Source organism: Ensifer sp. 2TAB8, assembly GCF_052115125.1.
GTDB lineage: Bacteria > Pseudomonadota > Alphaproteobacteria > Rhizobiales > Rhizobiaceae > Ensifer.
In genome coordinates, this window is sequence record NZ_JBFRGB010000002.1 from 98,296 (window position 1) to 120,685 (window position 22,390).

Below are 22,390 nucleotides of genomic sequence, written 5' to 3' on the forward strand. Positions count from 1 at the left end.
TCAGACTGACAAGAAGAAAGCAGACCATGCCTCACTACCTGACCGAACTTTACAGCGCCAAGCCGGCGTGGCTCGCCCTTCCCCACCAGGGACGCCAGCAGTTCCTGACCGCGATCGGCTCCGCCATGCCGGCTCTCTCGGCACTCGGCGTCGAGCTCATCACCTTCGGCAAGGTCGACCAATCGAAGCTGCATGCGGCCTCGCAGACCTTCTTCGCCGTCTGGCGCTGCCCGGATGCATCGGCGCTCGAAGCCCTCGTCGCCGGCATCGCCCAATCCGGCTGGCACGAATATTTCGACACCATCAACGCCGGCGGCAAGGGCACCGACTTTGCCGGCCACCTGACGCAGCTCGGCGAAGCCGCTTGAGCCGCCAATGCCAAATCGGCCCCCTCAAGTCGCGTTCGGCTCGAGGGGGCTGTAGAACACGATCTCCGGATCGTTCTCGTCAAGATTGTCGATATAGCCGCTGGGCCGGAATCCGGCCTTGACCAAGAGGTCCTGCATCGGGCGGTTCGACATGTTGGTCGAGCTGAAGAGCTTCGCCCCCGAGGACATCGCCTGGAAATGCGCGATCAGCGCCGCACTGAGGCCACGCCGGCGCCAGGACGCACCGACCATCAGCATCTCGATGAAGGCATGACCAAAAAAGTGGTGGGCCAGCACGCCATAGGCCGCCACTTCGCCATCGATCTCGACCAGATGGCAGCAGCCCTGCCCGATCCAGCCGGCGATGTCGGCCGATCGCCTCGGATCGCCCGCTGCAACGGTGTCGATCGCGCAGAGCGCCGGATGGTCGTCCTTGACCGCAGGTCGAATGCGCATGGTCAGCTCCCGCAAATTTCGCGGGAAACTAGTCCGGCAAGCGGCGCTGTGCAACCACTGCGTACAGTCAATCCCCGCCGCCAGCGCAAGCCGGCGGCGGGGTTTTCTCATCAGCGCGGAGCCAGGCTCTCCAGTTCGTTGAGCTTCTTCAGCGCCGCCTGTTGCTGCAGCCAGCCGTAGTTGATGCCGCTGGCATTCAGCGTGCTGCCGGACTGGTACGGATAGTCGTTGAAGTCCGCGAAGAACTCCTTGATCTTGCCCTGGATCGGCACCAGCAGCCACATGTTGCGGGCGAGGAACTCGATCGCCCCGCCGCCGTCTTCCATGCCGCGCTCGTAGGGGTCCATGCGCAGGTTGGCGATGACGGCCCAGCTCGGCACCTCACGGGTGGCGGTGGCGATGTTGCCGTGGCTCGCCTGGGCAAAGCTCAGCTTCCAGTCGTTCCAGCGGATAGCGTTGAGGTTGCCGCCCTGGTCGAAGTAGTAGACCGAGTCACGCGGCGGCTCCTTCGCCTCGCCCTTCAACAGCCCCGTCAGGTCGTAGCCGTCGAGATGCACCTTGAAGGTCTTCGAGGTGCCCTTGAAGCCCTTCTTCATCTCTTCCTTGACGTCTCCGATACCGGCAGCCGTCGCGAAAGTCGGCAGCCAGTCCATCAGCGTAACAGGGTCGTTGATCTGCGTGCCCGGCTTCACCACGCCCGGCCAGCGCACCATCATCGGAATGCGGAAGCCGCCTTCCCAGGTCGTGCCCTTTTCGCCATGGAACATCGTCTGCGCGCCGTCCGGCCACAGCGCCAGTTCGGCACCGTTGTCGGTGGTGTAGAGCACGATGGTGTTGTCGGCGATGCCGAGTTCGTCGAGCTGCTGCAGGAGTTGGCCGACATGGCCGTCATGCTCCACCATGCCGTCGGCATGGATGCCCTTGCCGGTCTTGCCAAGCGAGTCCGGCTTCAAGTGGGTGAAGACGTGCATGCGGGTCGAGTTGAACCAGCAGAAGAACGGCTTGTCGGCCTTCACCTGCCGGTCGATGTAGTCCTTGGCGGCTGTCAGGAACTCCTCGTCGATCGTTTCCATGCGCTTGGTGTTGAGCGCGCCGGTATCCTCGATCTTGCCGTCGGCGCTGGACTTGATGACACCACGCGGACCGAACTTCTTCTTGAACTCCGGATCCTTCGGATAGAAGTAGCCTTCCGGCTCTTCCTCGGCGTTCAGGTGGTAGAGGTTGCCGAAGAACTCGTCGAAGCCGTGGGCGGTCGGCAGGTGCTCGTCACGGTCGCCCAGGTGGTTCTTGCCGAACTGGCCGGTCGAATAGCCCTTGGTCTTGAGCACGTCGGCAATCGTCGGCATCCAGTCCTGGATGCCATGCGGGTCACCCGGCATGCCGATGGTGAGCAGGCCGGTACGGAACGGCTCCTGGCCCAGGATGAACGACGCCCGCCCCGCCGTGCAGCTGTTCTGGCCGTAGCTGTCGGTGAAGATCGCGCCTTCCTTGGCGATCCGGTCGATATTGGGCGTGCGGTAGCCCATCAGCCCCATCGTATAGGCGCTGATCTGGGGAATGCCGATATCGTCGCCGAAGATGACGAGGATGTTCGGCGGCTTGCCGCTGGAGGAGGAAGATTGCTGTGCCCTGGCCGGGCTGACCGAAGCGCCGGAGGCAACCAGCGAGGCGGCTGCGAAGATGGTGCCGCTCAAGAGCAGGTCTCGGCGACTGACATCCGTTACCCCGCAACCATTGTCGGCCGTCGCGGAACTGGCCTTACCGTCATGCGCGCTCATCGCTTTCTCCTTGGCTCAAGTCGATGGGGTGAAATGCACTGCGATTTCCGGTTGAACGGGATGATGCGCCTCAACGATGACGGGGCAAGTACGTAACAGTTACGAAACGGGACGCCTGGCGTGCGGCTCTGCCTGCTTCGCCGGCGCAAGTATTCCGTGGATGAAGCGGGAGCGATCAGGCGGTTGCCATCCACAATCGCTTCCACGTATCAGGCGGTTGCCATTAGTATCGCGGCGAACTGCCAGCGCTTTGAAAACGGGGAGCGACAAAAAAGGGCCGCATGAAATCGACCAAGAAAGACAGCCCACCCAAGCCCGCCAAGGCCGGAACGATCTTGCAGCAACTGGCTAGATCGCCCGAAAAGCTGTTTTCGGGGTCATTTCGCCAGCAATATGCAGCCCTGTGTTTCCGCCGCGTCAAAGAGAGCCGTGACATTGAGATCCTGGTAGTCACGTCGCGCGAGAGCGGCCGCTGGGTCATTCCCAAGGGCTGGCCGATGAAACGAAAGAAACCGTTCGAGGCCGCAGCGATCGAGGCCTGGCAGGAAGCGGGCGTACGCGGCAAGGTCAGGAAGAAGCCGGTCGGCAGCTACACCTATCTGAAAGCGCTCGACGATGGCGACGTGGTGCCCTGCGTGGTCGATATCTTCCAGATCGAAGTCAACGAAATCAGCGACGACTTCAAGGAGCGCGGCGAGCGCATTCTCGCCTGGGTCAGCCCCGACGAGGCGGCGCGTCGCGTGCGCGAGATCGAGCTGAAATCGCTGCTGGTCGAGTTCACGCCGCGCTGAGTGCTGGCGCGGTGTCGCGTCTTGCTCCATGCGCATTGAAGACAGATTGCCGCAATCGGCGGCTCGGCCTTTGGCTGCGGCGGCACCAGCGCTTATATGAGGCCGGCAAAGCCGAGTGGCCCAAACCAGGAACCCATGCCGGGGTAAAGAGATGAACGACGAATTGCAGGGCCGCGCCGCCCATGTCGCGGCGATCCGCGATCGGGCGGAAGCCGAAATGAAGGCGATCGGCGTCGATGACGCCTTCATCAGCCATCTGGTCGATACGTTCTACGGTCGGGTGCTCGCCCATCCGGAGCTCGGCCCGGTCTTCGACGCGCGCCTTTCCGGGCGCTGGCCCGAGCACATGGAAAAGATGAAGAGCTTCTGGTCGGCCGTCGCCTTCCGCAACGGCGCCTATGGCGGCAAGCCGGTTCAGGCTCATGTCGGCGTTGCCAACATGACGCCCGATCTCTTTCCGAAATGGCTGGCGCTTTTCTCAACGACGCTCGACGACATCGCCCCCAATCAGGAGGCAAAGGCCTGGTTCATGGCCACGGCCGAGCGCATCGCCCGCAGCCTGACACTGTCCCTCTTCTACAATCCCGCGCTCGACGACCCCGCGCTGAAACGCGGGTGAAGCGCCAGCGTAAGGGCCGCGGGCCTTCAGAGCGAGCGGCCCTCGATCAGGATTTCCTCGGCCTCGTCGAACGACATCGAAAAGACCCGCTTGCCCAGTTCGAAACTGAAGCCGCCTCGCGCAAAGGCGGAGAGCTCCTTTGCCGAGCGCTTCTCGTCGAGATCGACCTTGCGGAACGGACCGAAGGCGCGCTTTCTTGCAAGCACCACGGCGGCGTAGAGATCGTCGGCCTCTGCGATCGCGGCGGCGACATCGCCCTTGGCTACGCCCTTCTGCGATAGTTTCTGCGCGATCGCGCGCTTGGATTTTCCGCCCCGCATGCCCGACCGGGTCTTGACCTCGGCATAGGCGGCATCGTTGAGCGCTCCGTTGTCATAGCCGAAGGTCACGGCGGCAGCGGCGAGCAGCTCCACCTGGGTGACGCTGATATCCTCGAACTTCTCCCGCGCCTTGCGGGCGATCGCGTCGAACAGCTGCTTCTCCGTCAGCATCTGGCGATGAAGGCGATAGGCAGCGGAATTGCGCGCCCAGGCATACATGCGCGGCGTCGGCTGATCCGATTGATCCGTCTCGTCTTCCAGGTCCAAATCCGTCTCGTCCCTCGCCCAATCAAGGAAGGTCGCATTGAAGGGGAGAAATGACCTGACTCCCTGAAGCAAGGCAATTGCGCGGGAGGGCCCGTGCCCCACTTTTCCCGGATTGTTTCGGCCGCGAGCCGCGGCAGCAACGTCAGCCGGCCATTTCCGAGGCCGGCGCCGCCTTTGCCCGCCCCACTTCCGAAAGCAGCCAGTCGCTGAAGGCCATGATCCGCGGATCCTGGCTCGCGCTTTCGGGATAGACCAGGTGATAGGCATAGTCCCCGCCAAGGCTGACGCCGATGTCGAACAGCCGCACCAGACGGCCCTCCGCCAGTTCGTTCTTGATCATCGCCAGGTCGACGAGCCCGACGGCACCGCCGTCGATCACCGCCTCCACCACATGGCTCGTGTCGGAAAAGGCGACGCATCGGCTGTCGTCGAAATCGTCGATGCCGGCTGCCGCCATCCACATGCGCCAGTTCGGCCAGAGCATGCCTTCGGTGTAGCACTCGACGTGCGAGAGCGTATGGCCGAAGAGATCGCGCGGGTTCTTCGGTTCGCTGCCGGCGGAAATCAGCTTTGGGCTGCAAACCGGCGCAATCACCGCCTCGAACAGCCGCTCCGCCCGCATCTGCGCATAGCGGCCGGAACCGAAGCGGATGGCGATGTCGACATCTTCGGTTTCAAGGTCCCTCACCTCGTCGTTGATGTCGAAAGTCAGCTCGATCGCCGGGTGGGCGGCGCGGAACTGCGACAGCCGCGGCAGCAGCCAGTTGGTGGCAAAACGTGGGCTGAGCGACAGGCGCAGCTGCCGGGCGCCACGCGCCATCCTGCGGGCGCGGCCGACTGCCCCCTGCAAGGTCTCGAGCGCCTGGACGGCCGCTTCGAACACGACCGCGCCAGCCGGTGTCAACTGGATGCTGCGGCTGGTGCGCGTGAACAGCACGAGGCCAAGCTGATCCTCGATTTCCTTGATCTGGTAGCTGACGGCCGCCGGCGTCAGCCCCACCTCGTCGGCCGCGCGGGTGAAGTTCAGATGGCGGCCGGCCGCCTCGAATGTCCTCAGCGCGCGCGTCCCTGGCAGCATTCGGCTCATGGAGATCTTCAAGCCTAGTTTAACGATCAATCGAGAACTACTTGTTTTTCATAGTTTGATCAATCGGGGAAGATCTGACGCATTGATGATCCGGGTGATCGGGACCGCGTATGTCCGCGTGCCGACGCCCCATTTCCGTGGAGAGAATATATGTCAGTTGGCTTGACCCCGAGCGACGAGCGGGCCGTCGGCGACCCGCCGGTCGGCCGGAGCGATGCGCTCAAGTGGCCGCCCCGCCTTTGGGTGGCGCTCTTCATCTTCAGCGGGGTGATCCTGCTCGATGGGCTCGATATCTCGATGATTGCCGTGGCAATCCCCGAAATCCAGGCGGAGTTCGGCATCAGCGCCGCCACCGCCCAATGGCTGGTCAGCGCCTATATCCTCGCCTTTGGCGGCTTCCTGCTGCTCGGCGGGCGCTGCGCGGACCTTTTCGGCCGCCGGCGCGTGCTGGTGGCCGGGCTCGGCGTCTTTGCCGTGGTGTCGCTGTTCGGCACGGTCACCAACGATCCGTTTCTGTTGATCGTTTCACGCTTCATCAAGGGCATGACGGCGGGCTTTACCGGGCCGGCCGCCATGTCGCTGCTGACTACGACCTTCCCCGAAGGTCCGCACCGCAACAAGGCCTTCGGCATCTTCAATCTTTTCGAAGCCTCGGGCTACTCTTCCGGCCTTATCGTCGGCGGCCTGCTCGCCGGGCTCGATTGGCGGTACATATTCGTATTGCCGGCGCCGATCGCCGTGCTCCTGATGATCGCCGCCCTGCGATTTCTTCCGCCGGACCCGCCGCGCACCGCACGCCTGCGGCCCGATATCGCCGGCGCCGTCACCCTCGTCGCCGGCATGCTGCTCTTCGTCTTCACCGTCGCCGCGACGGCCGATGCCGGCTGGAACTCGCTGCGCACGATCGGTGGCCTTGCGCTCTCCGCCCTGCTCCTCCCCGCCTTCGTGCTGATCGAGCGCCGTGTCGCCGAGCCACTGATCCGGCTCGGGATCTTCCGCAACAAAAGCCTGGTTGCAGCCAATGTCAGCGCCGCCCTGCTCTATGGCGGTGCCATGGGCTTTCAGTTCCTGACGGCGCTCTACCTGCAGAACCTGCACGGCTGGAAACCGCTGCACATGGCGCTGGTGCTGCTGCCGGCCGGCCTCATGGTCGTCATCCTCGGGCCGAAGCTCGGCGCGCTGATGAACCGCTTCGGCGTCAACCGCGTGCTGATGGTCGGCCTTGTGGCCTTCGTGCCCTGCTATCTCATGATGCTGCGCATCGGCCCGACGCCCGATCTGTGGACCGTGCTCCTGCCGGCTTCGCTCCTCTGGGGCATCGGCTTTGCACTCAGCATCTCGGCGCTGATGGTCACCGGCACCAACGGCGTCGCCGATGAGGAACAGGGGCTTGCCGCCGGTCTGCTCAACAGCGCGCTGCAGGTCGGCGGCGCCTGCGGCCTTGCCGTCGTCACCGCTGCGATCACGCCCGGCACCGAGCTTGCAATGCTCTATCCCGGCGTTGTCGTCATCCTCGCACTCGCCGTGCTGACGTTGCTTGCGCAGCTGATCAATCGCCGCGGCTGAGTAAGCCCGACGCCGGCTGCGGCCCTGCTACAGCGGAGCGCCCGGCAAGCGAACGTGGTCGATCGCCAGGCTGTCCTCGGCGATCGACCCCACGTCCAGCGGCTATTCGAACTTCTCGGTACTGTCCGCCTTGCCCTTCACCCAGTAGCCGGAGGCCTTGAGCCAGGAAAGCGGCAGGCCGCGCTCCTCGACGAAATGGGCGCGGATCGCCCGCGTCACCGTCGCTTCTGCCGCGACCCAGACGAAGGTGCCGGGCTCGAGCGGAACCTGACGCACGACCGCAAGCAGCGCTCCGGGATCGTGCGCTTCAACGAGCGGGCGATAGGCCCAATGGGTGGTGAGCGCCGCCTCGGTGCGGAATTTCTGCCGCTCGTCCAGCCCGGTGACAGCCGCGATGCTGGTGACCTGATGGCCGGCCGGCGTCTCCTCGATCCGCCGCCCGATCGCCGGTAGTGCCGTCTCGTCGCCGATCAGCAGCCAGCGCCTGAAATCTCCAGACACGACCGCCGAACCGCGCGGCCCGCCGATTTCGAGCTTGTCCCCTACGGAGGCCGCCATCGCCCAGGCGGTCACAGGGCCCGCCTCGTGCAGCGCGAAATCAAGCGCCAGCATGCGTGCGTCGTTGTCGTAGCGCCGTGGCGTATAGCCCCGGCGTTCTTCGGTGCCATCGGCGCCCGGCACGAAGACCTTGATGTGGTCATCCGCCCCGAGGCTGACGAAGTCGGCGAGATCCTCGCCGGAAAGCGTGATCCGGAGCATGCCCGGCGTCACCCGTTCAATGCCGGAAACGACGAGCGAGCGGCGCTTCAGCTCATGGCGAACACGCTCGATGCGCGGCTGAGGGAGATCGGAATAGGTGGGAGAATTGTCCATTTGCATCCTTTGGAGGGCCTTGAAAGCTCGATCCGCAGGACACAGTCGCGCAGATCGAAGCCGCTTCTGGCCGTTCGATCATACGCGTTGAGTGACGTTAACGCTTACGTGGCCGGGAGTGGCCCGGTCATGTCACGTTCTAACTATCGGAAGGCCCCGCTTCGATCAATGCGTCATCTTGACTAAAACAGGAAGGTTTTACCAGACAAAAGAAAACGCGCCCGCCGGAGCGGACGCGTTTCTCAAAACAGGAGCGTTCGAGGCCTTAGGCGGCCAGAGCCGCGACTTCGCCGCGCACGAGGTCACCGAGACGGCGGATGCCTTCGTCGATCATCTGCTCGTTGGCGCAGGAGAAGGAAACGCGCAGCGTGTTCTCGCCCGAGCCGTCGGCAAAGAAGGCGCGGCCGGGAACGAAGGCGACCTTGGCGGTCTCGATCGATTTCGCCAGCAGTGCTGCGCCATCCATGCCCTTCGGCAGCGTGACCCAGACAAACATGCCGCCTTCCGGCTTCGTCCAGGAAACGCCTTCGGGCATGTACTTTGCAAGCGCTGCGAGCATCGCGTTGCGGCGTTGCTTGTAGACCCGGTGGATCTTGGCCACCTGCTGGTCGAAGCCGCGCTCGGCAACGGTGCAGATCGCCATCTGGTTGATCGTCGACGAGTGCAGATCGGCGGCCTGCTTCATCAAGACGAGCTTGCGGATCACCTTGTCCGAGGCGACGACCCAGCCGACGCGAAGGCCGGGAGCGAGCGTCTTGGAGAACGAGCCGCAATAGATCGTGCGGGTGTTGTTGATGTCGCCCTTCTTGGCGATTTCGAGCGCCAGGATCGGCGGGATCGGCTCGCCGTCGTAGCGCAGCGACTGGTAGGCCGCATCTTCGATGACGGCAATGTCGAGCTCTTCGGCCAGTGCCAGCACGCGCTCGCGGCCAGCCCGGTCCACGGTCTCGCCGGTCGGGTTGGCGAAATCGGCAGAAAGATAGGCAAACTTGACGCGGCCGCCGGCTTCGCCTGCCGCCTGGCGGTAGGCCTCCGGCGTGCGGTTGCCGTTCGGGTTCAGCTGGTCGTAGGTCGGCTCATAGGCATTGAAGGCCTGCAGCGCGCCGAGATAGGTCGGCCAGGTGACGAGCGCCGTGTCGTTCGGCGACAGGAACAGCTTGCCGAGATAGTCTAGGCCCTGCTGCGAGCCCGAAGTGATGAAGATGTTGTCGACGCCAGCGGGAATACCGAGCGCCGCCATCTGCTTGGCGAGCCATTCGCGCAGCGGCTTGTAGCCTTCGCTGACCGAGTACTGCAGCGCCGCGCCTACGGTCGGGCCGGCAAAGATTTCCGCATAGGCGTCCTTGAATTCCGCATCCGGGAACAGCGCCGGATCGGGAATGCCACCGGCAAACGAGATGATGTCGGGGCGGTCGAGCAGCTTCAAGAGTTCGCGGATTTCCGAGGCGCGCATCCGGCTCGAGCGCGTCGCGAAGATATGTTCCCAATCCAGCATGGGTCGTTTCCTCAGAGATTATAGTGCGGAAAGCGGTTCTCCGCTTCCTCCCGCGTCATTCTAGAGCGCCGTGCGTTCGTGTGAACGCACAAAGGACGCTCTGGTTTTTTGTTAGAGCATCTTTCCGCTTCGAGCGATCCCCCTTGAAAGCAGGATGCTCTGGACGGTGATGCGACAGGACCACGACGGTTAATTTATGTCAATATTATTGACCTAATTCCGTGCTTTTTTCGGGCTTTTGGCCACTTCGAACGTTGCGTCCAGGACCTGACGTTACGTCAGTTCAACCGGAATGCCACGCACTCCGCCGCAATGCAAGCAGAGCCTGACAGGGGAGATCCCTGCCGCTCGCCCCAAGCTGGGCGCACAATCACGTGCCCCGTGATCGTCCTTCATGTCCGTGCGTCCTTCGGGACGGACACCGGCTTGGCGGCAGCAAGCGCACGATACCCCTGCCCCTTCAACCTCGCAGAACGGCGCTTGCGGATGACGTCCTGCTGGGGCCCATCGGATCGGTTCGCCAGCCTATGATCCAAAGGGGCAAATTGCCGGCAGTTTAGCTGAGGAGTAAAATTCCGGCCCTCAATTCGACCGGAGGGACTAGGCTATGAGCAGACTGTTTATCCTGTCAGCTGGCGCGATCCTCGCGCTGGCGCAAGCGGCGTCCGCCGCACCCGCAGCACCGGAAACGCACCCCCTCAAGATCGCCAAGGAGTGCAGCCAGTTCACCGGCGACACCCCGAGCTTCTGCACCATCACGGAGTCGAACCTCGAAGCGATCCCGGCTGGCACCAAGATCCTCTATTATGGACCGGTGGTCGCCAATCCCCTCTTCTCCAGCAGCACCGCCGTCATCTCGGTTGGAAACGGTGACTCGGCGCTCGGATATTGCGTCGTCTACGATACGGCCAAGCCGCCGCTCGGCACCTGCGCGTTCCATGCCGGCAGCGGCACGCTCGCGGGCTTCCAGGCGATCGTCAAGGTCACGGTCGACGACAAGCAGATCTGGCACTGGGACGGAGACTACGTCCTCGGCACCACCCAGGCGGCCAAGTGAGGCCGTAGGAAGGATCGGTCTCGCAGCAACCGGCCACGACCAACACGACGATTGAGAGCACGGCATTCCGCCGGGCATTCGACCTGTTGCCGCCAGATCGCCCAATGCGCTGTCCCCGCCATCAGCGGGGGCAGGCGCCGCGTCACGTTCTGACCGCAGGTGCGCTGGCGTTGCCTGTGAACAGAAGCCGGAAACCGAGCCCGAGCATGACCGCACCGGTGAAGCGCTGCTGCCAGACGAGCAGCGTCGGAAAACGGTAGAGCGCCTGCCCGACCGTACCCGAAGCGAGCGCGACCGAACCGAGCGAAAGGATGCCGGCAAGCTTCTGCACGGTGCCGAGCACGGCAAGCTGCAGCCACACCGGGCCGGCAGCCGGGTCGACGAACTGCGGCAGGAAAGCGAACATGAAGAGCAGCGACTTCGGGTTCGTCAGGCTGTTGATCGTTCCCTCGCGAACCGCGCGCCAATCGGAGACGTCGGCCGCTGCCAGCCGCTTCTTGGTGGCAGCCTTGCCGAAACTCGACGAGACCATCCGTGCACCGAGATAGAGCATGTAGGCAGCGCCCACCCATTGCAGCAACAGGAGACCGGCGGGATAGGCCTTCAGCAGCGAGGCGACCCCCAGAACCAGCAGGCTCACCTGCACCACGCCCGCAACGAACACCATGCCGACGACCGTCAGCAGCGCCACGCGGCGGCCCTGCCCGATCCCGCGTGCGAGAACCAGCATCATGTCCGGACCGGGCGTGATTTCGAGAACGAATAGTGCGGCAACGAAGGTCAGGAGAATGGGAAGATCGGCCATCGGAGATTCCGGTTCGGGTCAGCATTCACACGCTTAGCCGGAAGCTTCCGGCCTGTCGATCAGCCGCGCGGTGACGGCGGGCCGACTTTTTTCTTCGCCTGCCGCCATCTTCGTCTAGTCTGTGCGAAAACGTCGCCGGCAGAGGACTTCGGCGGGAAGGAATGGTGAGCGGAAAACCTCGACGTCTGCAGATCCCGCAATGGAAGGCGGGACGCCCACCCTTCCCCAGCCTTTCCTCCCCGTCTCCTGCAGCATCGACATCCCAAAAGCACCCATGACAAAATCCGAAACGAACGACACCCTCGCCTTCTACCGCGACAATGCCGCCACCTATGCGGCGCGCGAACGCAAGCCGCCGACCGCTCGCCTTGAGGCCTTCATGCGTCGACTGTCGCCGGGCGCTGCCGTACTCGACCTCGGCTGCGGCGGCGGCCACGATAGTCTCATTTTTCTGGAGCACGGGTTCGACGTCACCGCCTGCGACGGCTCGGCGGATCTCGCGCGGGAAGCCGAACTGCGCATCGGCCGCAAGGTCGAAGTGACAAGGTTTCAGGAGATCGTTTGGGAAGAACGGTTCGACGGCATCTGGGCCGAGGCCTCGCTCTTGCATGTGCCGCGCACGGAGCTTGCCGACGTGCTCACGCGCATTCGCCGGACGCTGAAGCCGGGCGGTTTTCTGCAGGCGAGTTTCAAGGCAGGCGAGACGGAAGGCCACGACCGCTTCGGCCGCTACTTCAACTACCCCTCAGCCGATTGGCTGGGGGCTTGCTTCAAACACGCAGGCTGGCCCGAGGTTGATATCAGCGACGCCGACGGCGGCGGGTATGACGGCGAACCGACCCGCTGGCTGCATGTCTCGGCAAGGCGCGCAGCCTGAGAAGGCTCAGCCCCTGCAGCGCCGCGCGTCTCATCATATGCGCAAAGGTCGCTGCAATACTTTGATTTGCTCTTCTTCCCCGCGTCCTCAAGCCTCGCGGCTGAAGTAACTCAGGATCAGAAGCGTGCAGATCGCAGCAACGATCAAGGCGTCGAAAAGTGCGAAGTGCTCAAAGAATGAGAGCATGGCATTTCCTCCTTCCAACTAAACCTATGAGAGCACAGATTTGCTGGAAATGAAAGCCGGACACGAAATATACTTCAGATAGCAACGTCGCTCTAGGAAGTTATTCTTGCAATGCAGCATCTATTGCCGCGACGCACAAACAATAAATCTCCCGCTTCTCAAGCGTGCCGCAACCTCCAGGTGCTGAGCGCTAGCACAAGGCCTCGGACACGAAGAAGCAACACCAGCCCGCATAGCGGGCTGGCGATCGAGGTCACCCTGTAGTGGGAACGGCGCACCCTGAAGCCGGCTCGGTTAGACCGGCGTCACCGATTTCACGCTGCCGGTGGTATCGACGACGCAACTATACTTGCGGCCGCCGGCGTCGAGATCGACGCTATAGGAAGTCGCGTCGAGTGCCCGCGAACTGGTCGGCAGCACTTTGGCGCTGTCGACCATCGCTGCGCCGGCCGCGGCATGGGCGCAGAGCAACTGCAGGTCGGCCGGCGCCGTCTGCAGGCTGGTGCGGGCCATATCCTCAGGCTTGGGTGGCGACTGACAGCCGCTAATCGCGGCCATGGCCGCCAGCGCCAGAACAAGGCCTTTCATACGCAACATCCCCTCGCTCACCAACTGTCCTCCCCTTCGGATCTTTTCTGTCCCTGGCTTCCTGCCCGGCCGCGCCTGCCCCCAGGCGGCCGGAAGAATTCATCACGACGCCTCGACGCGAGCCGCCCGCTCACGCCCTGCCGCAAAAACGCCCCAGCCTCAAACGCCCTTGTAGAGCGCCGCTCCCTGCATCAGCACGATTACCTTGGCGCCGATCGCGATGCGGGAATGCAGGTCGATGACGTCGTCATTGTTCATGCGGATGCAGCCGGAGGAAACGTCGAGACCGATCGTCCAGGGCTCCACCGTGCCGTGGATGCGGTAGATCGTGTCCTGGTCGCCCTCGTAGAGATAGAGCGCGCGGGCGCCGAGCGGATTGTCCGGCCCGCCGGGCATGCCCGCCGCCCACTTCGCCGCATTCGGGTCGCGCGCCACCATTTCGGCCGGCGGCGTCCAGGTCGGCCATTCCGCGGTGCGCCCGACGCGCACGATGCCCGCCCAGCCGAAGCCCTCGCGGCCGACGCCGATGCCGTAGCGGATCGCCTGACCGCCGGGCTGGACGAGGTAGAGGAAATGCTGGTTGCCGTCGATGATGATCGTGCCGGGCTGCTCCGCCGTGCGGAAGGTCACCACCTGACGGCGGAAGGCTTCCGGCAACTGATTGTTGCGGGCGAAATATTGCCGCGCTTTCTTCTTGTCGTAGTTCACCCACTTCTTGGTGCGGGCGTCGTAGATCTGCGTCTGCGCCCATGCAGCGAGCGGCCCGAGAGTAAGGGCGGCAGCAAGCACAGCAACGCCGAGCTTGCGCCGTGTCCATACGGGCTGATCGGCGTGATCAAGGCCGTTGTCTTCAGAGTTTCCGCTCATGGCTTGGCCCACCCGTCGATGCGCGCCGCATTGTCCTCGGCCCATTTCCTGGCATAGTCGGCCGGCGCCTGCCGCTCGACCTCCAGCGCGTAGCTCATCTTCGTCACTTCCTCCGGCGAGAAATCCACCTTCTCCAGGAACTTCGCCACGTCAGGGTGCTTCTTGCCGAAGGCGGTGGCATAGGCGATCTGGAAATGCGCCGCCTCCCAGGCCGTCGAAGCGCTGGATTTCGAGACCCAGAGCGGGTCGCTCGGCGGCAGGATCTTCCACTTGGCGGCATCGTGCGGCGGCTCCTCGAGCCGCGCGATCTGGTGCAACTCGAACACGTGATGCGGCGCGTAACAGTAAAACACCATCGCCCGGTCGGTCGCGACCGCAGCATCGACGGCCGCCATCGCCACTTCCTCTTCCGCCTCGAACAGCGTCAGCGTCTTGTCGTAGCCGTAGCCGGCCGCCCGCGCCCGCTCGATCCCGGTCGAAAGCCAGGTGGCAGCGCCGATCCACATCTCGCCCTTGCCGTCCCCGTCGGTGTCGAGGATCTTGGTCTTGTCAGGATTGCTGAGATCAGCCGCCGACTTGATCGTCTTGGCCGCTTCCGGCGTGGCGCAGAGCCCCTGCCAAGCCGGTACACTACGCTCGGTCAGTTGGCCGACACCCTTGTCGGTCACGTATTTGCGCACGACATCCTCGAAATTCGGCCGCCAGACTTCCGGCTGGATATCGACCGTTCCCGTCTCGAAGCCGACGAAGGCATTGAGCGTGCCGAGCTCCTTGACCTCGGCGTCGAGCCCGAATTTCTTGGCGATGCCCACCTTCAGGATATTGGCCGTTGCCTGGCCGGACGGCCAGTTCGGCATGGCGATCACCAGGTCGGCGGCCATGACCGGAAGGGCCACGGATGCGGCGAATATGGCAGCCAGCGCCGCTGGCAGAAACCTCGACTTTCCCTTCACAGTCCCCTCCGGCCTCGAGCAATCGATGCGAATGACGTCGTGAATGCGTATGTCGTGTTCCGGGCAACGCTGGAGCGTGCCGGTGCTCTGCACGTTTCCCTGGATCGCAGCCGACCGAAGGACAAACATGCAGTCATTCAAAGTGCTTCGGCCGCCTCTCGCGTCTCATGGGACGCCCGGCGCCGCGCGTGAATGCGAAGCTTATCAATGCTTTGGCCCTCAGGCCCTGCCATTCCCCGTGCCGTAACCGGCATCTTCATTTCTGGCCGGCAGGATGCATAGAACGGCAGGCTTCGTCAACGTATTAGCTACACCGCACGTTGCATGGCCGGCCCGCCGATCGTTCAAGCGGAAGTGCCTGCTGGCTCGCAAGGGATTGCCTGCCGAAGGGCGCTCAGTGCCCGCTCTTTCTTGCGGCTCGCTGTAGACGGGATGCGGCGGGCCGCACCCTCGGCCCGCCTGCCCGGCAACGACAGGGCATCTTCGCCCTGCCCGTCGCTCCATAAAGTCTCAGGCCGCCCGTGCGTCGCCTGCGCGGCGCCGGTCGCCAATTCCGCCCATCGCTGCCCCCGTGCCCGCCTCGCGCCGCTCGGCGCGGCGGTTCAGCTGGAAGCGGTTGACGAGGTCCGTCAGCCGCTGCGCGCCCTCGGCCAGCCGGACGCTGACATCGGCGGTGCGGTCCACCATACCGGCGTTCTGCTGCGTCATGGCGTCGATGTCGTTGACGGCAAGGCTGATTTCCCCGAGGCCGGTCGTCTGTTCGGTCGCAGCCATTGCGATCGCCTCGATCCGCGTATCAATCGCGGCAACGAAATCTTCGATTTCCTTGAGCGCGTTGCCGGTGTCGCCAACGAGACGCACGCCTTCGGCCACTTCCGTCACCGAGTTGTGGATGAGATCCTTGATTTCCTTGGCGGCCTTGGCCGAGCGCTGGGCAAGCTCGCGCACTTCCTGCGCCACGACGGCAAAGCCCTTGCCGGCATCACCCGCCCGCGCCGCCTCGACGCCGGCGTTGAGCGCCAAAAGGTTCGTCTGGAAGGCGATCTCGTCGATCACGCCGATGATCTGGCTGATCTCTTCGGACGCCGCCTTGATGCGCTGCATCGCGGTCACCGCATCACGCACCACGCCGGACGAAGCATGGGCGGACTGGCGCGCATTCTGCACGAGCGTCCGCGTCTGCTGCGTGTTTTCGGTGGAAGTGCGCACGGAAACGGTCGCCTGTTCCAGCGCCGCCGAGGTCTGCTCCAGGGCGCTTGCCTGCTGGCGCGTGCGCTCGGACAGGTGCTCGGCCGCATCCTTCATCTCATGGCTGTTATCGTTCAGTTCGCGGGTCTGGCGCAGCACCGCCGAGAGCGTCTCCTGGAACATGCCGATCGAGGTGTTGAAGTCGCGCCGGAGGCCTTCGAGCTCGCCGACAAAGGGCTCGTCCAGCGTCATGCGGATATTGCACTCGGCAAGGCGGCCGAGCCCGTCGCCGATTTCCCTGACCGCCAACACGCGATCGGAAACGTCGAGCGCAAACTTCACCACCTTCAGTACCCGCCCCGCATCGTCGAGGATCGGGTTATAGGAGGCCTGGATGAAGACTTTTCGCCCACCCTTGCCGAGGCGCATGAACTGGTCGGTGGCAAAGCGCCCGGCCGAAAGATCGCGCCAGAAGGCCGCATAGTCGGGCGAGTGGGCGTAGTCCGGCTCGCAAAACATGGAGTGATGCCGGCCGACGATCTCATGGAGCTCGTAGCCCATCGTCTTCAGGAAATTCTTGTTGGCGGTGATGATCTCGCCGGCAGGCGTGAACTCGATGATCGCCTGGGCCCGCGAAAGCGCGTCGATCTTGCCCTGGTCGTCCGTGCTCTTTGCCTTGGTCGCGGTGATGTCGGTCGCGAACTTCACCACCTTGTAAGGCGTCTTGCCCTTGAACACCGGATTGTAGGAGGCCTCGATCCAGATCTCGCGGCCACCTTTGCCGATGCGCTTGTACTGCTGGCGGTCATATTCGCCGCGCGCAAGCCGCGTCCAGAAGTCGCGATAGGCAGCCGACGCCGCCTCTTCCGGCTGCACGAAGATGCGATGATGCCGGCCCACGATCTCCCTGAGCTCATAGCCCATGGCACGGCAGAAGTTCTCGTTGGCTGTCAGGATATTGCCGGTGAGATCGAATTCGATGATCGCCTGCGACCGGTTGATCGCATCGAGCATGGCTTTGGCATCGGACGAAAAAAGAGACGGCAGGCCAGTCATGGAGGGCGGGACCTATAGCTAACAAATCGAAAAGGGATACATGCGAATTGTAGCTATTCGTATGATAAATTCCTTAAGCGATTGTTTTCGAGTGCGGTAGAACCCCTAAGATTGCAGTGCTTTTGCCCTCAGGCAGCCCCGGTCCCGATTGCGCGCCGCGCCCTGAAATCCCGCAGGGCGAAGTGACCGGCGACCAGCCAGATCAACAGTTCGAGCGCGAAGGTCCAGTGCAGCAGGAAGTTCAGATACCAGGGCTGATAGACCGCCTGGACATGCACCAGATTCACCCGAAGATCGGCGAAGGGAAAGAACCAACGGATATCCGCCGCGATCGAATCCATCACCAGATGCAGAAGCACGCTGCTGAGCCCGACGCCGACGAGCACGAGCTGATTGCGCCGCCCGGTGGCAATGAGGAGAAACGCGATCGCCGCCGCCAGCACCAGCCAGAAGGCGGGTGTGTGCACCCAGTAATCGTGATGCGGCGCGCGGCGCTGGTCGATCAGGTAGAAATAGGCAAGGTCGAAGTCCGGCAGAACGGAACAGACAAGCCCAGTGCCGAAGATGGCGCGGGCCTGCGAGGGATTGCGATGCGCAAAGGGGCGGCTCAGCAGATAGCCTGCCGGCAGATGGGCAATGAACAAGACCGGTTTCCTCCCGAAGCGCTATCGCGCCATCTGCGCCTTTCGCAGGCACAGTCGTGACGCGAATGCCTGAGGACTTGCAACCGATCATGTCGGATTCGTGGCCGTTGCTCACGGCTATCGTGGCCAGCGGGCGCTACCAGTTGCCGGGGTCCGCCGTGTGATCGGCGCTGGCGAATTCGTCCGCCTTCTCCCGGTCGAGCGTCAGGCTGGTGATATCCTTGGTTTCGTCGCTGACGGTGTAGGAAAGCGGCGCCGGCTCGCGGGTCAGGTACTGGTACATCAGGAGTGCGGCCTTCTCGGCGCTATCGGCCTCGAACTCCCTGACGACGCTGACGGAGAACTTGTGCATGGCGAGACCTGCCCTTGCTCGTTTCGACGCACTTCGACCTGGTTAGGACATGGCGCGCCGGCGCGGAAGATCAATGTGTGACCGTCAACGGGCCACGGGCCCATCCGCCTTCTTCCAGGCGGCAATGCCGCCCTCGATATGGCAGGCGGTCGTGAGGCCGGCGGCCTGGGCCGCTTCCACCGCCATGGCGGAGCGCTCGCCGAAGGCGCAGTAAAAGACGATGCGCTTGCCCGTCGCCTCCGCCAACTCGTGCAGCACACCGCCGGCGGCGATGTTTTCTGCGAGATCCGGATAGGGCGCGTGCAGCGAGCCCGGAATGACCCCGTGCTTTTCCCGCTCGGCCTTTTCCCTGAGATCGACGAGCGCGATCTTCGCCCGGCCGCAAAGCGCCAGCGCCTCCTTGGCCGAAAGCGCCCAGCCGCGGCGCGCAATCTCGTCCTGGTGCAGGCCGATATGGACGTTGGCCGGCACCGCGACATCCATCATCTTCGGGTTCGGCAGGTTGAGGTTGTTCATCAGGTCGACATATTCGTCGACGGACTTCACCCGTAGGCGCGGGTTGAAGTGCTTCTCCTCGCCGATGGTCGAGACCGTGTCGCCCTTGTAGTCGTGCGCCGGATAGACGAGCGTCTCGTCTGGCAGCTTCAGGAGCTTGTTGAAGATCGAGTCATATTGCTGGCGCGGATCGCCGTTCTGGAAATCGGTGCGACCCGTGCCGCGGATCAGCAGCGTGTCGCCGGTAAAGACCCGCCGGCCCATGTCGCCGCCCATCAGGAAGGAATAGGAATCGTCGGTGTGGCCGGGCGTATAGAGCACGTCGAGGCTCAGGCCCTCGATCGACACCCGATCGCCCTCCGCCACCCGCATGGAAACGACGTCGGCCGCCGTCTGCTCGCCCATCACGGTGATGCAATGGGTCTGGTCGCGCAGCGCCCCGAGCCCCGTAATGTGGTCGGCATGCAGATGCGTATCGACGGCCTTGACCAACCGAAGGTCGAGTTCTCGAACAAGCTGAAGGTAGCGTTCGACCTTTTCCAGCACCGGATCGATGATCAACGCCTCGCCGCCCTGACGGCTGGCGATCAGGTAGGTGTAGGTCCCGGACACGCTGTCGAACAATTGACGGAAGATCATCGGCGGCTTCCTTGGTGGATAACGCGGGCTTCCTTTTTGGTGCACGGCGAACGATGGCGGCCCGTCGCTCATCCGCGCGGTGAAGGATCACTCCTCATCCGCCACGCGGGGCGAAGGAACGTTGCCGCACCTTCGAATTTCCTCTCTCCCGATTTGCGGGGGAGAAACGACGCACCAAGCTTGCACTCCGGTCGCTCCAGCCTACTCCAAAGGCGCCGAGGGTGGCGAGCGGGTGCAGCCAATTCCTTCTCCCCGCCTGCGGGGAGAAGGTGGCGGCAGACGGATGAGGGCAAAGGCCTCACCGCGCGGATGAGGGGCAGATGCCGCACCGCGGAGATGAGAGGAATATCCTTCACCGCGCGGAAGAGGCGCTGTTCGCCCTCACCCTTTTTACCGATCCTGCGTCTCAGCCCTTCGGCTGCGGCACGATGCGGATATAGGGCTTCGGTGCCTTCCAGCCGTCCGGATAGACCTTGCGGGCATCGTCGTCGCTGACAGAGCCGGCAATGATCACGTCGTCGCCCTGCTTCCAGTTCACCGGCGTCGCCACCTTGTGCTTGGCCGTCAGCTGAAGGGAGTCGATGACGCGCAGCACTTCGTCGAAGTTGCGGCCGGTCGTCATCGGATAGATGAGGATCAGCTTGATCTTCTTGTCCGGGCCGACGACGAAGACGTTGCGCACCGTCTGGTTGTCGGCGGGCGTGCGCTGTGTCGGGTCGCCGGAAACCGGGGCCGGCAGCATGCCGTAGAGCTTCGAGACGGTGTAGTCGACGTCGGCGATCATCGGGAAGTTCGGTGCATGGCCCTGCGTTTCCTCGATATCGGCCGCCCAGCCAGCATGCCGGTCGAGCGGATCGACGGAGAGGCCGATGATCTTGACGCCGCGCCGGTCGAATTCCGGCTTGATGCGCGCCATGTAGCCGAGCTCGGTGGTGCAGACCGGCGTAAAGTCCTTCGGATGCGAGAAAAGCACGGCCCAGGAGTCGCCGATCCAGTCGTGAAACCGGATCGTGCCGTCGGTCGTTCCGACCTCGAAGTCCGGTGCGAGGTCATTGATTGCAAGCGTCACGATACCCTCCAATTGTGTGCGAGCGCCGCGCCCGTCCGGGCGCGATGGGAGCGCTCTATTTTCTTGACAGCGCCGCGTCCGGCAGGGCGCCGACAGGCCGCTGTAACTCTCTGCTTTCTTCCATTGTTCACGCTCCGACGGCAAACGGCCGGAGCAAAAAATCTTTTAGAAAATCAAGATATTACAGTAGCCCTGGACCGTGCCGGGGAACCCGGCGCCAAAGCGCGATGCACAGTGTGCCACTTTTGCCGTTGAAGGCAACCGGAAAGACGCGCCATTGCAACGCTCGGGTTGCGCTCCGGCCGTATCTACATGGCGTTCGCCCGAAGGCCCTAGCCCTCGCGCAGCAGCGCGCCGAACGTCGCGAGGTCGACATTGCCACCGCTGATCACGATGCCCACTCTTTGCCCGGCGCAAGGCAGCACGCCCTGCAGCACCGCGGCCGCCGCCAGGCACCCGGTCGGCTCGACGATGATCTTCATGCGCTCGGCAAAGAAGCGCATGGTCTCGACCAGCTGGGCGTCGCTCACGGTGACGATCTCTCGGACCCCGCGCCGGAGGATCGGAAAATTGTGCTCGCCGATGTGGTTGGTCAATGCGCCGTCGGCGATCGATTTCGGCACCGGGATATGGACTATTTCACCCTTCCTGAGCGATTGCTGGCCGTCATTGCCCGCCTCCGGCTCGACGCCGATGACGACCGCACCCGGCGAACGCGCCTGAGCGCTGAGTGCGGACCCGGCGAGCAGCCCGCCGCCGCCGAGCGGCGTGACGATCAGGTCGAGTTCGCCCACCTCCTCGATCAGTTCCAGAACCGCGGTACCCTGCCCCGCTATGACCTCGGGATGGTCGAACGGCGGAATGAGGACGGCATCGCGCTCGACCGCAAGCTTGGCGCTGATGGCCGACCGGTCTTCGGTGTAGCGATCGTAGAACACCACATCGGCGCCATAGCCGCGGGTCGCAGCCACCTTCATTTCGGGCGCATCCTTCGGCATCACGATCGTCGCGGCGACACCCTGCAGCCGCGCGGCATAGGCAATCGCCTGCGCATGGTTGCCGGACGAGAAGGCAACGACGCCCCGCTTCTGGCCGCCGTCCTGCAAGGCTGCGATCGCATTGTAGGCACCGCGGAACTTGAAGGCGCCGGCGCGCTGGAAGTTTTCCGCCTTGAAGAAGAGCCGCGCGTCGGTCGCGGCATCGGCCGTGCGCGAAGTCAGCACCGGCGTTCGATGCGCCACGCCGGCGATACGGCTCCTGGCCAGCTGCACGTCGTCGAATGTCGGAATGCGCAATGCCTCGCCTGCCGCTGAAACTGCCATGAATCTCTCCCTGAGCCTGCCGCATCAGACGCTATTGAAGGCCGACGTGCAAGGCAAGGATGCGGCGTTTCAGGCAGACGCGCGGTGATAGTGATCGACGGCGAAGCTGAAGAGTACCTTCAGCATGAACAGGCCGGAAACCACCGTCATCGCTGGCGTCAACTCCGGCAACAGCGGCAAGCCGGCAACGCCGACCGCGAGCAGCAGCCCGCCGACGAAGGTCTGCGCGGCACGACCGGCCAGCGCGTTGACGACCGCCGCCGCAGCGATCGTATAGGCCCAGACAGCCACCGAAGCATCGAACCCGGTGCCGACGAGCAGCGCGACGATGACCACATGAAAATGGATGGCGATGAAGATCCAGCGATTGCGCGGTCGCGCCGCATAGAAGTCGTTGGTCGAGGGGGTGAAATTGGCCACACAGCCGGCGGCGATATCGAGCATCAGGACGAGCGCCAACGCCGCCCGCCACCAGGGCAAGACGGCAAGAAGCGGCCAGGACCAGAGGGTAAAGGCTGCGGCGACGCCAAGGCCGAACAGGAAGATCGCCAGCAGATAGGCCAGCGGCTGCTCTTCGCCGAACACGTCGTGAAGCTGGGGATGGATGCGAAGGGATCTCATGAAGGCCACACCGCCACGCCGAAGGGTGGCCCACTATGAGCAGGTGCCGCC

23 protein-coding genes are annotated in these 22,390 nt (G+C 63.8%); 6 read left to right on the forward strand and 17 right to left on the reverse strand.

All coding sequences use genetic code 11. The annotated features are described in order from the left end of the window. The first annotated feature begins 26 nt into the window (after positions 1 to 26). Positions 27 to 368 (forward strand): DUF6616 family protein, encoded by a 342-nt coding sequence (locus AB4Z53_RS06175; RefSeq protein ID WP_113538971.1) that lies wholly within the window; start codon positions 27 to 29, stop codon positions 366 to 368. A 24-nt stretch (positions 369 to 392) separates the two neighbouring features. Here the strand turns inward: AB4Z53_RS06175 and AB4Z53_RS06180 are convergent, their stop codons facing one another. Next, positions 393 to 824, reverse strand: coding sequence for a GNAT family N-acetyltransferase (locus AB4Z53_RS06180; protein ID WP_441595294.1), 432 nt, complete (start codon positions 822 to 824; stop codon positions 393 to 395). 110 nt (positions 825 to 934) lie between these two features. Continuing rightward, positions 935 to 2,602, reverse strand: a complete 1,668-nt coding sequence (locus AB4Z53_RS06185; RefSeq protein WP_291150453.1) for an arylsulfatase — start codon at positions 2,600 to 2,602, stop codon at positions 935 to 937. 281 nt (positions 2,603 to 2,883) lie between these two features. Between AB4Z53_RS06185 and AB4Z53_RS06190 the strand changes: the two genes are divergently transcribed. Both AB4Z53_RS06190 and AB4Z53_RS06195 read left to right on the forward strand, forming a co-directional pair. Beyond that, positions 2,884 to 3,393: an NUDIX hydrolase gene (locus AB4Z53_RS06190; RefSeq protein ID WP_113538965.1), complete on the forward strand. Its 510-nt coding sequence runs from the start codon at positions 2,884 to 2,886 to the stop codon at positions 3,391 to 3,393. A gap of 151 nt (positions 3,394 to 3,544) precedes the next feature. Further along, positions 3,545 to 4,012 carry a group III truncated hemoglobin gene (locus AB4Z53_RS06195; protein WP_291150444.1) on the forward strand — a complete coding sequence of 156 codons (468 nt, stop codon included), beginning with the start codon at positions 3,545 to 3,547 and terminating at the stop codon, positions 4,010 to 4,012. Between the two features lie 26 nt (positions 4,013 to 4,038). On the opposite strand, the gene recX is transcribed toward AB4Z53_RS06195, so the two are convergent. After that, a complete protein-coding gene (recX, locus tag AB4Z53_RS06200) occupies positions 4,039 to 4,593 on the reverse strand; it encodes a recombination regulator RecX (protein WP_223727804.1) in 555 nt (184 codons plus the stop codon). Positions 4,594 to 4,741: 148 nt separating this feature from the next. After that, complete coding sequence (gene gcvA / locus AB4Z53_RS06205) at positions 4,742 to 5,686, reverse strand: transcriptional regulator GcvA (RefSeq protein WP_291150441.1); 945 nt, start codon at positions 5,684 to 5,686, stop codon at positions 4,742 to 4,744. A 150-nt stretch (positions 5,687 to 5,836) separates the two neighbouring features. Here gcvA and AB4Z53_RS06210 point away from each other — a divergent pair, with 150 nt between their 5' ends. Then, a complete protein-coding gene (locus AB4Z53_RS06210; RefSeq protein ID WP_441595295.1) occupies positions 5,837 to 7,252 on the forward strand; it encodes an MFS transporter in 1,416 nt (471 codons plus the stop codon). Between the two features lie 102 nt (positions 7,253 to 7,354). Here AB4Z53_RS06210 and AB4Z53_RS06215 read toward each other — a convergent pair whose 3' ends face one another. Then, entirely contained in the window at positions 7,355 to 8,125 is a 771-nt protein-coding gene (locus tag AB4Z53_RS06215) for a siderophore-interacting protein (protein WP_441595296.1), read from the reverse strand. 265 nt (positions 8,126 to 8,390) lie between these two features. Then, positions 8,391 to 9,620, reverse strand: coding sequence for an aminotransferase-like domain-containing protein (locus AB4Z53_RS06220; RefSeq protein ID WP_291164593.1), 1,230 nt, complete (start codon positions 9,618 to 9,620; stop codon positions 8,391 to 8,393). 607 nt (positions 9,621 to 10,227) lie between these two features. Between AB4Z53_RS06220 and AB4Z53_RS06225 the strand changes: the two genes are divergently transcribed. Beyond that, entirely contained in the window at positions 10,228 to 10,677 is a 450-nt protein-coding gene (locus AB4Z53_RS06225; protein ID WP_441595297.1) for a hypothetical protein, read from the forward strand. 142 nt (positions 10,678 to 10,819) lie between these two features. Here AB4Z53_RS06225 and AB4Z53_RS06230 read toward each other — a convergent pair whose 3' ends face one another. After that, the gene (locus AB4Z53_RS06230; RefSeq protein ID WP_441595298.1) at positions 10,820 to 11,482 is read right to left on the reverse strand and encodes a LysE family translocator; all 663 of its coding nucleotides are present in this window, start codon (positions 11,480 to 11,482) and stop codon (positions 10,820 to 10,822) included. A 274-nt stretch (positions 11,483 to 11,756) separates the two neighbouring features. On the opposite strand from AB4Z53_RS06230, the gene AB4Z53_RS06235 reads away from it, so the two are divergent. Continuing rightward, positions 11,757 to 12,359: a class I SAM-dependent methyltransferase gene (locus tag AB4Z53_RS06235; RefSeq protein WP_441595299.1), complete on the forward strand. Its 603-nt coding sequence runs from the start codon at positions 11,757 to 11,759 to the stop codon at positions 12,357 to 12,359. Positions 12,360 to 12,839: 480 nt separating this feature from the next. Here AB4Z53_RS06235 and AB4Z53_RS06240 read toward each other — a convergent pair whose 3' ends face one another. The 10 genes from AB4Z53_RS06240 to AB4Z53_RS06285 all read right to left on the reverse strand — a co-directional run bounded on the left by AB4Z53_RS06240 (position 12,840) and on the right by AB4Z53_RS06285 (position 22,339). Beyond that, positions 12,840 to 13,142: a hypothetical protein gene (locus AB4Z53_RS06240; RefSeq protein WP_441595300.1), complete on the reverse strand. Its 303-nt coding sequence runs from the start codon at positions 13,140 to 13,142 to the stop codon at positions 12,840 to 12,842. A 150-nt stretch (positions 13,143 to 13,292) separates the two neighbouring features. After that, positions 13,293 to 14,000 (reverse strand): L,D-transpeptidase, encoded by a 708-nt coding sequence (locus AB4Z53_RS06245; protein WP_441595301.1) that lies wholly within the window; start codon positions 13,998 to 14,000, stop codon positions 13,293 to 13,295. Then, positions 13,997 to 14,881, reverse strand: coding sequence for an ABC transporter substrate-binding protein (locus AB4Z53_RS06250; protein ID WP_441595495.1), 885 nt, complete (start codon positions 14,879 to 14,881; stop codon positions 13,997 to 13,999). Before AB4Z53_RS06250 ends, AB4Z53_RS06245 begins: the two co-directional genes overlap by 4 nt. Before the next feature lie 582 nt (positions 14,882 to 15,463). After that, positions 15,464 to 17,197: a methyl-accepting chemotaxis protein gene (locus AB4Z53_RS06255; protein WP_441595302.1), complete on the reverse strand. Its 1,734-nt coding sequence runs from the start codon at positions 17,195 to 17,197 to the stop codon at positions 15,464 to 15,466. A gap of 128 nt (positions 17,198 to 17,325) precedes the next feature. Continuing rightward, on the reverse strand, positions 17,326 to 17,841 hold the full coding sequence (locus AB4Z53_RS06260) for a metal-dependent hydrolase (RefSeq protein ID WP_441595303.1): 516 nt from the start codon (positions 17,839 to 17,841) through the stop codon (positions 17,326 to 17,328). A 136-nt stretch (positions 17,842 to 17,977) separates the two neighbouring features. Continuing rightward, positions 17,978 to 18,193 carry a hypothetical protein gene (locus tag AB4Z53_RS06265; RefSeq protein WP_441595304.1) on the reverse strand — a complete coding sequence of 72 codons (216 nt, stop codon included), beginning with the start codon at positions 18,191 to 18,193 and terminating at the stop codon, positions 17,978 to 17,980. Between the two features lie 84 nt (positions 18,194 to 18,277). Beyond that, a complete protein-coding gene (locus AB4Z53_RS06270) occupies positions 18,278 to 19,327 on the reverse strand; it encodes an MBL fold metallo-hydrolase (protein ID WP_441595305.1) in 1,050 nt (349 codons plus the stop codon). Between the two features lie 406 nt (positions 19,328 to 19,733). Next, a complete protein-coding gene (locus tag AB4Z53_RS06275; protein WP_113538948.1) occupies positions 19,734 to 20,396 on the reverse strand; it encodes a peroxiredoxin in 663 nt (220 codons plus the stop codon). Between the two features lie 332 nt (positions 20,397 to 20,728). Next, the gene (locus tag AB4Z53_RS06280) at positions 20,729 to 21,718 is read right to left on the reverse strand and encodes a threo-3-hydroxy-L-aspartate ammonia-lyase (protein WP_441595306.1); all 990 of its coding nucleotides are present in this window, start codon (positions 21,716 to 21,718) and stop codon (positions 20,729 to 20,731) included. A 69-nt stretch (positions 21,719 to 21,787) separates the two neighbouring features. Continuing rightward, complete coding sequence (locus tag AB4Z53_RS06285) at positions 21,788 to 22,339, reverse strand: hypothetical protein (protein WP_441595307.1); 552 nt, start codon at positions 22,337 to 22,339, stop codon at positions 21,788 to 21,790. Between the last annotated feature and the right edge of the window lie 51 nt (positions 22,340 to 22,390).

Bases quoted from the DNA above. Each gene is read 5' to 3' on its own strand.
- AB4Z53_RS06175 (WP_113538971.1), top strand. From the start codon at position 27: ATGCCTCACTACCTGACCGAACTTTACAGCGCCAAGCCGGCGTGGCTC.
- AB4Z53_RS06180 (WP_441595294.1), bottom strand. From the start codon at position 824: ATGCGCATTCGACCTGCGGTCAAGGACGACCATCCGGCGCTCTGCGCG.
- AB4Z53_RS06185 (WP_291150453.1), bottom strand. From the start codon at position 2,602: ATGAGCGCGCATGACGGTAAGGCCAGTTCCGCGACGGCCGACAATGGT.
- AB4Z53_RS06190 (WP_113538965.1), top strand. From the start codon at position 2,884: ATGAAATCGACCAAGAAAGACAGCCCACCCAAGCCCGCCAAGGCCGGA.
- AB4Z53_RS06195 (WP_291150444.1), top strand. From the start codon at position 3,545: ATGAACGACGAATTGCAGGGCCGCGCCGCCCATGTCGCGGCGATCCGC.
- gcvA (WP_291150441.1), bottom strand. From the start codon at position 5,686: ATGAGCCGAATGCTGCCAGGGACGCGCGCGCTGAGGACATTCGAGGCG.
- AB4Z53_RS06210 (WP_441595295.1), top strand. From the start codon at position 5,837: ATGTCAGTTGGCTTGACCCCGAGCGACGAGCGGGCCGTCGGCGACCCG.
- AB4Z53_RS06215 (WP_441595296.1), bottom strand. From the start codon at position 8,125: ATGGACAATTCTCCCACCTATTCCGATCTCCCTCAGCCGCGCATCGAG.
- AB4Z53_RS06220 (WP_291164593.1), bottom strand. From the start codon at position 9,620: ATGCTGGATTGGGAACATATCTTCGCGACGCGCTCGAGCCGGATGCGC.
- AB4Z53_RS06225 (WP_441595297.1), top strand. From the start codon at position 10,228: ATGAGCAGACTGTTTATCCTGTCAGCTGGCGCGATCCTCGCGCTGGCG.
- AB4Z53_RS06230 (WP_441595298.1), bottom strand. From the start codon at position 11,482: ATGGCCGATCTTCCCATTCTCCTGACCTTCGTTGCCGCACTATTCGTT.
- AB4Z53_RS06235 (WP_441595299.1), top strand. From the start codon at position 11,757: ATGACAAAATCCGAAACGAACGACACCCTCGCCTTCTACCGCGACAAT.
- AB4Z53_RS06240 (WP_441595300.1), bottom strand. From the start codon at position 13,142: ATGTTGCGTATGAAAGGCCTTGTTCTGGCGCTGGCGGCCATGGCCGCG.
- AB4Z53_RS06245 (WP_441595301.1), bottom strand. From the start codon at position 14,000: ATGAGCGGAAACTCTGAAGACAACGGCCTTGATCACGCCGATCAGCCC.
- AB4Z53_RS06250 (WP_441595495.1), bottom strand. From the start codon at position 14,881: ATGGCCGCCGACCTGGTGATCGCCATGCCGAACTGGCCGTCCGGCCAG.
- AB4Z53_RS06255 (WP_441595302.1), bottom strand. From the start codon at position 17,197: ATGACTGGCCTGCCGTCTCTTTTTTCGTCCGATGCCAAAGCCATGCTC.
- AB4Z53_RS06265 (WP_441595304.1), bottom strand. From the start codon at position 18,193: ATGCACAAGTTCTCCGTCAGCGTCGTCAGGGAGTTCGAGGCCGATAGC.
- AB4Z53_RS06270 (WP_441595305.1), bottom strand. From the start codon at position 19,327: ATGATCTTCCGTCAATTGTTCGACAGCGTGTCCGGGACCTACACCTAC.
- AB4Z53_RS06280 (WP_441595306.1), bottom strand. From the start codon at position 21,718: ATGGCAGTTTCAGCGGCAGGCGAGGCATTGCGCATTCCGACATTCGAC.
- AB4Z53_RS06285 (WP_441595307.1), bottom strand. From the start codon at position 22,339: ATGAGATCCCTTCGCATCCATCCCCAGCTTCACGACGTGTTCGGCGAA.